The organism is Dietzia sp. SLG310A2-38A2, assembly GCF_014145095.1.
In the GTDB taxonomy this organism is placed as follows: Bacteria; Actinomycetota; Actinomycetes; order Mycobacteriales; family Mycobacteriaceae; genus Dietzia.
The window spans coordinates 1-13,868 of sequence record NZ_JAALDX010000282.1 but is presented as its reverse complement, the minus strand read 5'-3'; the positions used below and the strand labels follow the sequence as shown (position 1 = coordinate 13,868).

9 protein-coding genes and 1 pseudogene are annotated in these 13,868 nt (G+C 68.6%); 1 reads left to right on the top strand and 9 read right to left on the bottom strand.

Annotated features, from left to right (window positions below):
- The 5 genes from G6027_RS10405 to G6027_RS10385 form a co-directional block, all read right to left on the bottom strand.
- The coding region (locus G6027_RS10405; protein ID WP_241727020.1) for a bifunctional 3-(3-hydroxy-phenyl)propionate/3-hydroxycinnamic acid hydroxylase at nucleotides 1-1,469 on the bottom strand (1,469 nt) is incomplete at its 3' end.
- Entirely contained in the window at nucleotides 1,466-1,828 is a 363-nt protein-coding gene (locus G6027_RS10400) for a DoxX family protein (RefSeq protein WP_182637113.1), read from the bottom strand. The genes G6027_RS10405 and G6027_RS10400, both read right to left, overlap by 4 nt.
- Nucleotides 1,825-3,711, bottom strand: coding sequence for an acyl-CoA synthetase (locus tag G6027_RS10395; protein ID WP_182637112.1), 1,887 nt, complete (start codon nucleotides 3,709-3,711; stop codon nucleotides 1,825-1,827). The genes G6027_RS10400 and G6027_RS10395 overlap by 4 nt, the downstream gene beginning before the upstream one ends.
- On the bottom strand, nucleotides 3,708-4,646 hold the full coding sequence (locus G6027_RS10390) for a fumarylacetoacetate hydrolase family protein (RefSeq protein WP_182637111.1): 939 nt from the start codon (nucleotides 4,644-4,646) through the stop codon (nucleotides 3,708-3,710). The genes G6027_RS10395 and G6027_RS10390 overlap by 4 nt, the downstream gene beginning before the upstream one ends.
- A complete protein-coding gene (locus G6027_RS10385) occupies nucleotides 4,643-5,782 on the bottom strand; it encodes a VOC family protein (protein WP_182637110.1) in 1,140 nt (379 codons plus the stop codon). The genes G6027_RS10390 and G6027_RS10385 overlap by 4 nt, the downstream gene beginning before the upstream one ends.
- A 123-nt stretch (nucleotides 5,783-5,905) precedes the next feature.
- On the opposite strand from G6027_RS10385, the gene G6027_RS10380 reads away from it, so the two are divergent.
- On the top strand, nucleotides 5,906-6,544 hold the full coding sequence (locus G6027_RS10380; protein WP_182637109.1) for a TetR/AcrR family transcriptional regulator: 639 nt from the start codon (nucleotides 5,906-5,908) through the stop codon (nucleotides 6,542-6,544).
- 38 nt (nucleotides 6,545-6,582) lie between these two features.
- On the opposite strand, the gene G6027_RS10375 is transcribed toward G6027_RS10380, so the two are convergent.
- The 4 genes and pseudogenes from G6027_RS10375 to G6027_RS10360 all read right to left on the bottom strand — a co-directional run.
- Nucleotides 6,583-8,247, bottom strand: coding sequence for an FAD-dependent oxidoreductase (locus tag G6027_RS10375; RefSeq protein WP_182637108.1), 1,665 nt, complete (start codon nucleotides 8,245-8,247; stop codon nucleotides 6,583-6,585).
- A gap of 55 nt (nucleotides 8,248-8,302) precedes the next feature.
- Nucleotides 8,303-9,499, bottom strand: a complete 1,197-nt coding sequence (locus tag G6027_RS10370; protein WP_182637107.1) for a cytochrome P450 — start codon at nucleotides 9,497-9,499, stop codon at nucleotides 8,303-8,305.
- A gap of 219 nt (nucleotides 9,500-9,718) precedes the next feature.
- Nucleotides 9,719-13,108, bottom strand: a complete 3,390-nt coding sequence (locus tag G6027_RS10365) for a pyruvate carboxylase (RefSeq protein ID WP_182637106.1) — start codon at nucleotides 13,106-13,108, stop codon at nucleotides 9,719-9,721.
- Between the two features lie 357 nt (nucleotides 13,109-13,465).
- Nucleotides 13,466-13,868 (bottom strand): annotated as a pseudogene (locus tag G6027_RS10360) (aminopeptidase N); the annotation flags it as partial.

The window sequence follows — 13,868 nt, the reverse complement described above, 5'->3', positions numbered from 1 at the left end:
TCCGCCGCTCGTGCGTGGTGGGCGTGCAACCACTGTCCGAGAGGGCTGTCCAGCGCGACGACGACGGTGGCCCCGCCACGACGCCTGATCTCGAAATCCTGCTCAGGGGTGGGTGTATCCACGGCGATGATCCGGAAGCCCGCCGTGTAGTCGTCGAGGCGGCGACCGTCGGCGGCCACCACGGCGTTCGGCGCGAGGTGCCCGGCCAGGCTGGCTGCGCTCGGGGCCGTCACCCATCGCGGAATTCCGGAGCCCACCACCCCGCGCCTGACGTAGCAGGACGGCCGGAGCGCGGGGGTCGTGCTGTCGATCAGTCTCGTCGCCAGACCCGGAGCGGCTGCGAGCACGGGCGCGACGGTGCGGCGCAGAACGTCGCCGCCGTGGCCCCCGCCGGTCATGGCGGCGCCCGTCACCATCGCCAGGCGGATGAGACCGGTGCAGTGCGGGATGCGCTCCCGCTCGTAGGAATCGAGGGTCGATGACGGCGCCTCCCCCTGGAGGACGGCGGCGAGCTTCCAGCTGAGGTTCGCGGCGTCGCGCAGACCTGCGCCCATCCCCTGGCCGATGAACGGTGGCGTCAGATGCGCGGCGTCACCGAGGAGGAAGACCCGGCGATCACGCCAGCGTTGGGCGACTCGCGCCCGAAAGGTGTACTCGGCCGATCGGACCAGTCTCAGGTCTGCCGCGTCGACTCCCGTGAGCCATGGCTGCAGCAGGGGCACAACCGAATCGATGTGGGCATAGTCCTCGGCCGTCTCGTGGTCGAGTAGTTGGAACTCCCAGCGGTAGCGGGTCTCGCCGACGCGCATGTAGGTGGCCGCTCGCTGGGTGTCGCACACCTGTGCCACGCCGTCCCACTGGCGTAGGTTGGCCGACGTCTCGACATCGATGACGAGCCACCGCTGGCTGAACCCCAGATCTCTCCACTCGGACGAGATCGCCGAGCGGGTGATGCTGCCGGCGCCGTCGCAGCCGAGCAGGTAGCTTCCCCGGAACGAGATCGGCTCGCCCGTGTCGCGGTCGATCGCCGAGACCGTGACTCCCGTATCGGCTTGATCGATACCGCTCACCTCGACCCCGGAGCGGAAGGTGACGAGGTCCGCGCGGTGGGCGACGGCGCTACGGAGGAGTTCCTCGAGTCGGGGCTGATCGAACATCGACGCGGCCGGAAAGCCGCTCGGGCCCATGCCCGGGTCGCGGGGGAACTCGGCGATGACCTGCAACGACGAGGTGACCAGGCGCAGGCCGAGGGCAGGGCGGGATATCTCCGCGAACTTCGGACCGAGTCCGAGTCGCGCGATGATCCGGTACACCTCGTCGTCCAGGTGCACCGCACGCGGTTGCGGGTAGATCGCGTCCCACCGCTCGAGGAGGATCGACGGAACCCCGAGGTCGGCCAGTAGCGCCGCCGCGGTCAGACCCGCCGGCCCGGCGCCGACGATGAGAACGGGTTCGGAGTGTGGGCTCATCGGGTCCCTGCCAGCTCCAGTGCACGCTTGGCGGAGTGCGCGGCGCCGACGCCGACGACGACGGCGGGGGCAGTGGCTGTCCAGCTGTCACCGACACGCCGGTGAGCCCAGCAAGCGCCGCCCATCAACGAGCAGACCGCGACCGCGGCCGCCGCACCGACACGGGGGTGGCGTCGCCCGAGCAGGAGACCGGTCACCCCGGCGAGCTCGCAGACGCCGACGGCACGGAACGCCCGCCCGGAGAATCCCAGGTGGCGTGCTCGTTCCGTCATCGGGGAGAGCGCGAGGACCTTCGCGGTGCCGGTGGCGGTGAGCACGAGTGCGACACCACGCGCGGCGAGGGTGTGGGTATCGGTCATGCGGGGGTGCGCCCGTCGGCCGGCGCCCACTGCCAGTGGATCGCATAGCTGTCGAGGACCCGGGCTGCGGTGTCGATGTTCCCGGCCTGCTGCACCACGGCCACGATCGAACCGTCGACGATCCGAGCGTCCACCGATGTGGGTGCCCCGGCGTCGGTGAGTGCCGCGGTGAGCGCGGCCTCGGTGGCGAGGGCGCGCAACGCGAGCTTGTAGGGCTTGCCCACATCGGTGACCGGCAGCGAGTCGATGATCGTGACCTCTTTAGGGGCGGCCGCAGCCTCGGACACCCGTTCGGTCGCCCACGACTGCAGGTCACCGCCGGACACCGTTGCACCGTCGCGGACGGTGACGTATCCGACGGGGACCTCGCCTGCGTGCACGTCGGGACGACCGACCACTCCGGCGTCGGTGACATCGGGATGCTCGAGAAGAGCGTCCTCGACCGCGCGGGGATCGATGTTGTGCCCGCCGCGGATGATGAGGTCCTTGGCGCGGCCGGTGAGGGTCACGAAGCCGCGTTCATCGATTGATCCCAGGTCGCCGGTATCCAGCCACCCGTCGCGAACAGACCCGCCGTCATCGAGATCAAACCCGTCCGCGCTGCGGCGGCGGACGTAGCCGGCGAACACGGTGGGGCCCGACACGACCAGCCGCCCGACCGTACCGGCGGGGAGTTCCTGCCAGTGCTCGTCGACGGCGCGGATCTGCTGATAGGGCAGGCGTTGCCCGACCGAACCGGCAGGCTGACCGTCGAAGAAGCTGCGAACGCTGGCGCAGGTCGCCTCCGTGAGCCCGTAACCCTCGAGCAGGGGGACGCCCGTGTGCGACTCGAACCCCGCACGCACCGCGGGCGGCAACATGGACGCGCCGACCAGACACGCCCGGAGACTGGAGATGTCGGCGTCGACCGGGCACTGCGCGAGCACTGAATAGACGGTAGGGACGGCGCTCATCGCGGAGATCTGATTCGCTTGCACCAGTTGCCAGAACACGCCGTAGAGGGCGATATCGCGGTACCCCAGCGGTCCTGCCCACACGACGGTCTGGCCGCGCAGCGTCGGGGCGAGCACGGTGACGATCAACGCATTGACGTGAAACAGCGGCAGAGCGGCAAAGGCGACAGAGTCCTCGTCGAGCACGGTGTTGGCCGCGATCATCCACGCGTTGGAGACCTCGTTGCGATGTGTATGACCGGCCAGCTTGGGCACACCGGTGGTTCCACCGGTGTGGAACAGCGCGGCGAGCTCGTCGGGACCGCGGTCCTCCTCGACGGCGAGGCGGGGGAGCTCGGCCGCGTCGAGGTAGGCGACGGCGGCGTCGCCCAGGTCAGGCACGTCGGGGTTGGTGTCGGCCCCCGTGGGGCGCAGGAGGAACACCGTGTCGATCCCGGTGGCGGCCACGATGTCCGGGAGCCCCGAGAACACCGCGGGGTCGAGGTCGGGGCCGGCAGCGACGAGGACCCTCGAGCCCGATCTGCCGATCAGTTCGGCCACGTGGTCGGCGCTCATGGCCGGGTTGATCGGGGCGGCGATGCCTGAGCGCTGTGCCGCGAAGAACACCTCGATCAGCTCGACACAGTTCGGCGCCAGCAGGGTGACCGCGTCCTGACCGCCGACGCCCGCAGCGCGGAGAACGGCGGCGTGTCGGTCGACGGCGTCGAGCAACTGCCCGTACGTGCGGTCGGTGGTCTGCTGCCACCGGGTCGCATCGGGCATGACGCGCAATGCGGTGCGGTCAGGCCACTGCTCGGCCGCGCGGGTGAGAACCGCGTACGTCGAGGAGGGCAAGCCGCGCTCGTCGAGTGGTGTCTGTTCGATCAGCGTGACGTCGTCGGGGGTGTCGTAGGCCGGCCACAACGACGCCGATGAGGCAGGGGCGGTCATGCGTAGCGCACCACGTTCCGCTGTACGCCGAGGTCGAGCGTGCCGTCGCCCGCGCCTATCGACGTCTCCACGATGTCGCCGTCCCGGAGGTACTTCGGGTTTCCGGCCTGGCGCTTGAAGAACGCCTTCCACTTCAGGTGCGGCGGGAGCAGTGCCCCGATCATCTCGATGGGTTTCGCGGGTGCGGTGAGTGCGGTCCCTCCGGGGGTGCCGGTCAGAAGCAGGTCCCCGGCGTCGACGCGCTGGAACCTGTTCAGGGTCTGTACGGCCTGCAGGGGGCTGTAGATCATGTCGGCGACGGTGCTGTTCTGACGCGTCACGCCGTTCACCCGCAGCTGCAGGGTGAGCGTGGAGAACTTCTCCCACTCTCCGGGCTCCAGCAACACCAGGACGGGACCGACCGGGGTGAAGCTCGGGTAGGACTTCGCCTCGTAGAACTGGGTCTTGGGCAGCTGCACGTCGCGGGCTGACACGTCGTTGGTGATCACGAGGCCGGCCACGGCGTCGGCGAGGGTCGCCTCGTCGACGGTGGTTCCGACGGGCAGGCTACGGCCGAAGACCAGACCGATCTCGACCTCGTAGTCCAACAGCTGCACGTGCGCGGGCTTGATGATGTCGTCGTTCGGCCCGACGATCGATCCCGAGGCCTTACGGAAGAACGTCAGCGGGACCTTGTCGGGGTTCATTCCGGAATCGCGGACATGCGAGACGTAGTTCGTCATCTGCGCGATCACTCGACACGGTGCTGTCACCGGAGACTGTAGTTCCAGACTCGCCGGGTCGACGACCTCGCCGTCGTCGGTCGTGGCCAGGACGACCGCCTGACGATCCGCGATCAGTTCGGCGGTGGTGGCCGCGCGCGTGTCGATGCGACGGGCGCCGGCGGGCACCAGCACCCACCACGCGTCGGCGGTACGGAGGACGGACAGGCTCATGAGCGGGCTACTTTCATCAGGCCGAGGAGGCGGTGGACATCGAATTCGTTGTCGGACTCGCGCAACGACGAGAGGATGGAGGTGAACTCGCGCAGCGCGGCGCGGCCCGGCTTGATACCGAGGAAGTCCGCGGTCGCCGGCGGGCCCCATTGATTGAGGCCTGACGCCGTCATCGGGGCCCAGCCGGCGTCGACCGTGCTGTCGAAGTGGTCGCCGTCGGTGAAGTGTTCGACCAGGAACCCGTCCGGATCGCGCCAGTAGTCGAAGAGCTGGCTGCCCTGGATGTGGCGCCCCAACCCCCACGAGTGGTCGTATCCCCGGTCGAGGAGGTACTCGCTCCCCGCGGCCAGGGCGTCCAGATCGCAGACCTGGTAGGCGGAGTGGACGTATCGGTCGGCGGGGCCGAGCGTCAGGGCCAGGGTGTGGTGGTCGGCGACCTCTCCGCCGCGGTCACACCGGATGAAGCTCATCACGGGTCCGCGATCGCGCTGGCCGGGGTAGTAGAGGAAGTCACTCACGATCATTCCGAGGTTGTGCAGGTACCAGTTGAGCGACGACAGGTAGCGCGTCGAGGACAGCACGACATGGCCGAGGCGCTCGACGACGGCCGGAGCGCGCGGGGGCCGCTGAGTGCGGTTGACTCGAGTGCGGTCGCGTTCGAAGTTGAACGGGTTGCGGACGCTCTGCAGGGGCAGCGCCGGCCATTCGGTGACTCCCGAGACCACCCGCACGCGGCACCCGCTGGGATCCCGGGTGGTGACCGCACACCCTCCGAGGGCGTCGCCGAGAGGCTCCACGGGCCGTCCCCATTCGGAGGCCAGTGTGTGGACGTCGGCGGCGTCAGCAGCGTGGAAGGCCGCCCCTGTGAACGCGGTCCGCGCTGCTCGACGGACGATGACACACGGCGGCCCCGCGAGGGCGCCCCGCAGATGCAGCTCATCGGGTGTCTGGAAGGTGGGAGTGAACCCGAAGTCCACGGCGAACGCGGCGGTGCGCACGAGATCGGGTTTGTCGAACTCCAACCAGGCGATGTCGTGGACCTTCACGACCGGATTCGGTCGGCGCCCGGGGTGTTCCCCGGGCAGGGCGCCCTGATCGGCGTGCAGGCCCTCGTGCACGTCATGGTTGACCGTCATCTCGACTCCCGTCGTATCGGTTGACGATATCGTCATATACGCCGCACGCGTCAGTCAAGTCTGTTGACGAATTCGTCACGGGTGCGTATGGGACCATGTGACCCATCGTGGAAGGAGAATGCGATGGCCCAGGCTGATCCGGGCGCTCTCACGCGGGCTCAGAGACGCAAAGCCCAGACCCGGCGGTCCCTCATCGGTGCCGCCCAGCAGTTGATGGCGCAGGGGAGGACCGCGGTGTCGGTCCTCGACATCACCACGATGGCCGACGTCGGCAACGGCTCGTTCTACAACCACTTCGCCACGAAAGAGGAGTTGTTCGAGGCCGCGGTGATGTCCGTCGTCGAGGACCACGGTGAACTGCTGGACGCCTTCACCGAGGGGATGAGCGATCCGGCGCACATGTTCACGCAGAGTTTCCGCCTGACCGGTCGTCTGCACCGCAGGTACCCCGAATTGAGCAGAGTCGTGGTCAACCACGGTTTGTCGATACTCTCCACGGCCGACGCGGGGTTGCTGCCCCGCGCGCGTCGCGATATCGAGGCGGCGGTCGCCGCCCGGCGGTTCGTCGCCGCCGACATCGACGTGGCCCTGACCGTCGTCTCCGGAGCCGCGCTGACGCTGGCGTTGCTGCTGCACGATCAACCCGGACGTGACGACGCGGCCACGACCGACGCCGTCACCGCCCACGTCCTGCGCGCACTGGGCGTCAGTGAGGACGAGGCCGCGGCGCTCATCGCTCTTCCGCTGCCGGCCTGGGGCTGATCGCGCCGGATATCCCGGGTGTGGCGTGAAGAGGTGGGTCATGTCGCGGTGGTCGCGACCTGCACCATCTCGTCGATCGACACCAGCTTGCGTCGGCGGCGGCCGTCGCTGCGCCCGGCCGCCCGTTCGTGGTCGTCGATCGCGGCCCACCCGGCTGCGTCGATCCTGATGCCCCGACGCTCGGCGATCAGGGCGTCGATGTCGTCCTCACCGATCGCGGGAGGCGACAGCCGACCCTGAGTCCAATCGGCGATGATGGCCTCAGCGGTCTGCAGACCGCATTGCCTGTTGGCGCCGATCCCGCCTCGCGCGCCGCGCTTGATCCACCCTGCGACGTAGACGCCGACAATCGGGGATCCGTTGTCGGTCACGCGACCGCCGTCGTTGGGGATGACGGTGGCGCCGGAGTCGAACGGTAGCCCGGAGAACGGGTTCGCGCGATATCCGATCGACCGGATCACCGCGGACGCGGGCACGGTCGTCTTCGGGCCCGTGGCGCCGACGCGCCCGGTCTCGTCGGCGCTGTACGCCATGCGCGTGACCCGCACCCCTGACACGCGGTTGTCGTCGCCGAGGATGGCGGTGGGGGAGGACAGATAGCGGAACGCGACCGTGCGTCCTGCGCCCGTTGGTGTGTGGGCGGCGTAGCGGCGGGCCAGGCGCAGCTTGGTGGCCGTGGTCGGGTCTAGCGTGCCCGCCTGTTCCTCCCTATGGGTTTGCGAGTCGAGAACGAGGTCAGCCGGGTCCACGACGACGTCCACGCCGGAGAGGGAGGCGAAGGCGTCGAACTCGGAATTGGTGTAAGCCGCGTGAGCCGGGCCGCGTCTGCCCAGGATGCTCACCTGCCGCACCTGCGACTGTCGAAGGGCCCGCAGCGCGTGATCGGCGATGTCGGTGCGCGCCAGTTCATCGGGATCTGTCACGAGGATCCGAGCCGCATCCAGGGCCACGTTGCCGTTGCCCACGATCACGACAGACTCGCCGCTGAGGTCGATGTCGTCGTCGGCATGGTCGGGGTGGCCGTTGTACCAGGCCACAAAATCCGTGGCGGCGAGCGATCCGGGCAGGTCCTCGCCGGGGATGGCCAGAGCGCGATCAGCGGCGGCGCCGGTTGCGACGATCACCGCGTGGTACCTGGCGCGGAGTTCGTCGAGGGTGACGTCGACTCCCACCTCGACGTTGAGGAAGTACCGGAACTCGTCGCGAGACGCGGTCGCGGCGAACGTCCGCTCGACGCCTTTGGTGGCCGCGTGATCCGGGGCGACACCCGCGCGCACCAGACCATAGGGGGTGGGGAGGCGGTCGAACATGTCGACCATGACGCCGCGGTGCCGCAGCAGTTCCCCCGATGTGTAGAAGGCGGCAGGCCCTGCACCGATGACCGCCACCCGGAACGGACCCGGACCGGTGTCGGATGCCGGACGGGGCGGCGTCCAGGAGCCGACGATCTCGCGTCCCCGGAAGTAGTCGGCATTCATCTCCGGGAAGGCCGAGTCCGGCGACAGCAGGTCGTCCGGAACGATGGCGTCGACGGGACACTCGTCCACACACGCCCCGCAGTCGATGCAGGCGGCCGGGTCGATGTGCAGCATCTCGGCCCGGGCGAACTCGGGCGACCCGGGTGTCGGATGAATACAGTTCACCGGACATACCGTGACGCAGCTCGCGTCGTTGCAGCACGGCCGCGTGATGACATGGGCCACCGGTCATCCTCCTTGGATCGTCACGAACCGTCCGCCTGTGGCGGACGGCGTTCACTCAGCGGAACGAGGCCCGGAAGGACTCGAAGCCCTGAAGGCAGTTGTTGCGCAGCAGTTCCGGATCACTGACGCTGATGGAAGAGACACGCGGGACCATCGCGTGCAGCAGCGTCTGCATCTCCAGCTTCGCCAGTTGCATGCCGACGCAGGTGTGCACGCCGTGCCCCCATCCGACGTTGCTTCCGCGCCACTCCAGCGAGAATCTCTCGGGGTGGTGGAAGTGCCGCTCGTCGCTGTTCGCGGCGGCGAAGACCACCGCGACACGGTCCTTCGGGCGCAGCTGGATCCCACCGAACTCGGTATGCGCGGCGACTGATCGGGTGAACGACCTGACCGGTGACGCCATCCGCACCGCTTCCACCACCGCGGTCGGGATCAGGTCCGGGTCCCGGCGCAGCCGTTCCCAGAGCCCGGGGGTGGTTCCCAGGCTCCAGAGCAGTTGGCCGGTCGACAGGATCGTGGTGTCGAGACTGGGTGCGACAAAGTCGATGATCATGTTCTTCGCCTCGACCCGCCCGATCTCTCCCCGGTCAGCGGCATCGAGGACCGTCGATGCCCATCCGCCGGGCGTCACATTGCGGCGGCCGACCGCCAACGTGTAGAGGAACAGTCCGAGCGATCCGCGCACGGACTGCCGCGCCCGGCGATTCGCGTTGCCGAGCCCGTCGAACGTCGACTGGCCCCAGTTCAGCATCTGCTCCGGGGTCACCTTCACGCCGACCAGTTCGGCGACTGCCTGTACCGGCAGGCGGGTCGCGAAGTCGGAGATGCCATCGAAGTGTTCCTGCGCCAACAGCCGGTCGACGGTGTCCGCGGCCTCCTGCTCCAGTGTGGGCAGCGACGGGCGTATCGCCCGGGAGGTCAACGACTGCATGAGGATCATCCGGCGGGTCATGTGCGTGGCGTCGTCACTCGCGAGCGTCGTGTAGTGCCCGAGGGTGTTGGCGACCGGATTGGCGCCCACGCCTTTGCCGCTGCGGAAGGTCGCGTCGTCGCGCAGGGCCTGCCGCACGTCGTCGAACCGGCCGATCGCGAACATCCGGTGACGCGGAAGCCACACGACAGGGCCCGCGTCCCGGATTCGTCGAAATACCTCCTGCGGTCTGTCGACCACCTCGTCGCCGTACAGATCGACGTCGACCACCGGCGCCCCACGATGGGTAGCGGTCCGGAGTGGGGAGTGTCGAAGCGTCATCGGCCCGTCCTGGTGTCGCGAGTCGCCCTGGCATGTGCCCAGCGCGGCCAGATTCCGTCATTGCTGACGAAATCATCACTTATATGTATGTGGAGGTCAAGTGGTGCCGGAGAGCACACGCGAAATCCGATGGCGCCGTGGGTGGGCTGACCGGGGTGAGCAGCGGATCGCCCTTCGGCGGGGGCGTCCGCAGCGACCATCAGTGCAGTTGCGGGGAGGTCAGCTCAGCACGACTATCAGATCGCCGGCTTCCACCTGCCCGACTGGGTTGATGGCGATGCGGTCGACAGTGCCGCCTCCGGGGCTCGTGATCGCGGCCTCCATCTTCATGGCTTCGATGGTGGCGACGGTGCCGCCGGGTTCGATCTCGTCGCCGACCCCGACGGCGACGGTGACCACACCGGAGAACGGCGCGGGGATGTGGAGGGGGTTACCGGGGTCGGCCTTCTCCGCGGCGGGTACCTCGACGCCGACTGCGCGGTCGCGGACCGGAACCGGCCGCAGCTGTCCGTTGATGATGCACATCACGGTGCGCATCCCGCGGTCGTCCGGTTCGCTGATGGCCTCGAGACCGATGAGGAGTTCGACGCCGGGTTCGAGTTCGATGCGGTGTTCCTCGCCGTAGCGCAGGCCGTAGAAGAACTGGTTGGTCGAGAGCTGGGAAGTGTCCCCGTACTGTTCACGATGCTGCTCGAACTCCGCGGTCGGGCCGGGGAACAGCAGCCTGTTAAGCGTCTCCTGCCGGGTGCGACCGGCCGTCTGCAGCGCGGCGGAGTCGGCATCGGAGATCGGTGTGACCTCCGGCGCCGCCGGCCGCCCCTGGAGTGCGGTACTGCGCAGCGGCTCCGGCCAGCCGCCGGCGGGGGCTCCGAGCTCGCCGCGCAGAAATCCGATCACCGACTCAGGGATGTCGTAGGACGTGGGGTCTGCGGCGAAGTCGGCCGCGGAGATCTCGCGTCCGACCAGGGCGAGGGCGAGGTCGCCGACGACCTTCGACGACGGGGTGACCTTGATCAACCGGCCCAGCATGCGGTCGGCTTCCGCGTAGGCCTGCTCGACGGCTTCGAAGCGATCGCCGAGTCCGAGGGCCACGGCCTGCTGGCGAAGGTTGGACAGTTGGCCGCCGGGGATCTCGTGCGTGTACACACGTCCGGTGGGAGCGGGCAGTCCGGACTCGAAAGGCGCGTAGACCTTGCGCAGCGCCTCCCAGTACGGCTCCAGATCGCACACTGCGCCGAGGTCCAGACCGGTATCGCGGTCGGTGTGGGCGGTGGCGGCCACGATCGCCGACAACGCCGGCTGTGAAGTGGTTCCCGCCATGGCGGCACTTGCGCCGTCAACCGCGTCCGCGCCCGCTTCCCACGCGGCGAGGTAGGTCGCGAGCTGGCCTCCGGGGGTGTCGTGGGTGTGGACATGGATGGGCAGATCGAACTCAGACCGCAACGCTGTGACGAGCTTCGTCGCTGCGGGCGCACGCAACAGGCCGGCCATGTCCTTGATTGCGAGCACGTGGGCGCCGGCCTCGACGATCTGCTCGGCCAGGCGGAGGTAGTAGTCGAGCGTGTAGAGGTTCTCCGACGGGTTCGCCAAATCGCCGGTGTAGGACATCGCGACCTCGGCGACCGCAGTCCCGGTCTCGTGCACGGCATCGATCGCCGGACGCATCGCGTCGATGTTGTTCAAGGCGTCGAAGATCCGGAAGATGTCGATACCCACATCAGTGGCCTCGGCCACGAACGCCGAGGTCACGGCCGTCGGATACGGGGTGTAGCCCACGGTGTTCGCGCCCCGCAACAACATCTGCAGGCAGATGTTCGGGATCGCCGAACGCAATTGCGCCAGCCGATCCCAGGGATCTTCCTTGAGGAACCTCAACGCCACGTCATAGGTGGCGCCTCCCCAGCACTCCACTGACAACAATTCCGGTGTCAGGGCGGCCACATGCGGGGCGACCGCCAGGAGGCCCGACGTCCGGACGCGGGTGGCCAGCAACGACTGGTGTGCGTCGCGGAAGGTGGTGTCCGTGACCCCGAGCTGCGGGCGTGACCGTAGATCGGCCGCGAACCCCTGGGGCCCCAACGCGAGAAGCCGTTGCCGCGACCCCGCCGGGGGGTTGGTCAGTGATGAGGGATCCAGACCGGGAAGCTTGTCTCCCGGATACACCGGGGTGGGACGCTCTCCGTGCGGCCGATTGACCGTCACGTCCGCGAGGTAGTTCAGGATCCTCGTTCCGCGATCGGCCGACGGCCGCGCGGTCAGTAACCCCGGACGGTCCTCGATGAACGAGGTCGTGGCCCGACCCGCCTGTAAGTCCGGGTCGTCGAGCACCGCCTGCAGGAACGGGACGTTCGTGGCCACTCCCCGGATACGGAATTCGGCGATCGCCCGGCGCGCCCGTGCGAACGCGGTCTCGAAATCCCGCCCGCGACACGTCAGCTTCACCAGCATCGAGTCGAAGTGTGCGGACACTTCGGCACCGAGGGCCACACCGCCGTCCAACCGCACACCCGCCCCGCCCGGGGCGCGGTAGGCGGCGATCCGCCCAGTGTCCGGTCGGAAGCCGTTGGTCGGATCCTCGGTGGTGATCCGGCACTGGAGCGCCGCGCCGCGGATCGTCAGCTGGTCCTGAGCGAGCCCGAGGTCGTTCAGTGACTCGCCCGATGCGATCCGCAACTGCGACTGCACCAGATCGACATCGGTGATCTCCTCGGTCACGGTGTGCTCGACCTGGATGCGCGGATTCATCTCGACGAACCTGTGCTGTCCACTCTCGTCCACCAGAAATTCGACCGTGCCGGCCCCCGAGTAGCCGATGTGGTGGGCGAACGCGACCGCGTCGGCGCATATCCTCTCGCGCATCTCCTGCGAGAGGTTCGGCGCCGGAGCAAGCTCGATCACCTTCTGGTGGCGGCGCTGCAGACTGCAGTCGCGCTCGAACAGGTGGATGACCTCGCCCCTGGTGTCGGCCAGGATCTGCACTTCGATGTGTCGCGGGTTGATCACTGCTTGCTCGAGGAACATCGTCGGGTCGCCGAACGCCGACTCCGCCTCCCGCGATGCCGCGCTGATCGCGTCCGCCAACTCCTCGACCGCTGCCACCCGACGCATCCCTCGACCGCCGCCACCGGCCACCGCCTTGACGAACACGGGGAATGTCATGTCCTGTGCTGCCGCGACGAGCTCGTCGGGATCTGCTGAGGGCGCGGACGAGGCGAGGGCCGGCAGGCCCGCCTCGCGCGCCGCCGCCACTGCACGCGCCTTGTTTCCTGCCAACTCCAGGACCGACGCAGGCGGGCCGACGAACGCGATTCCCGCCGACGCGCACGCCGACGCGAGATCCGGGTTCTCCGACAAGAATCCGTATCCCGGATAGATCGCATCCGCGCCGGATCGCTGCGCCACCGCGATGATTTCCTCGATCGACAAGTACGCCCGCACCGGATGGCCGGGCTCCCCGATCTGATACGACTCATCGGCCTTCAGTCGGTGCGGGGAGTTGCGGTCCTCGTGCGGGAACACCGCGACCGTTTTCGCGCCCAGCTCGTACGATGCCCGAAAGGCGCGGATCGCGATCTCACCGCGATTGGCCACCAGAACCTTGTGGAACATTCGACGTCCTCACTTCGTGGATGTGCTCTCGGGCATGTGCGGACCCTATGGCCTCACGCGTGGCGGCGTCACGGAGTCACGGATGCCGCGCGTGCACGGGTCGCGAACGGTTCCCGGCCCTCCTCTCGCGTCAAAAGACACCAAAGGCCCCCGTCGGCACCGATCTGCCTCGAACGTCAGGGTTGACGGAATCATCACGCACGAGTGCGTTCGAGTCAACCCTCACCGAACCGGCGAGTTCTCGATTCATCCGGCCCACACCGTGGGATGACGGGTCGACTGGCGGTGAACTCTCGCGGGCGGACTGGGTCCACGCGAACAGGGTCGACGCCCTGCGGCGCGGGGCCGCTTGTCAGCTCAGTCCGCGGCTGCAGCGTCCACGGCGCGGGCCTCGAGAGCGCGGGTCAGGTCCGCGGTCTGCTCGGCGAGGATCCGGCGCAGGCCTGCCGGCTGGGAGGTATCCGCGATCACGGCCTCGAACCGGGCCACGGTGTCGGCGTCCACGGACCACGCAGGGAAGAGCCCTGCGGCGACGGTCTTGGCGAGGTCGCCCGACCGGGCCTTCCACAGTGCGGTCACGTTGTCGAGGTACCGCTCACACGGACCGGTGAGCAGGTGCTCCTGGCCCGGCAGGTCGATGCCCAGCAGCGTGGCGCGCACCAGTGCGTTGCTCGGGGCGTCGTCTCCGGTCGCGGTGAGCAACGCCTCGGCCTCCTCCTTGGCTCCGACGGTGGGCCGGGCGGCGCGGGCGGTCGCCGCC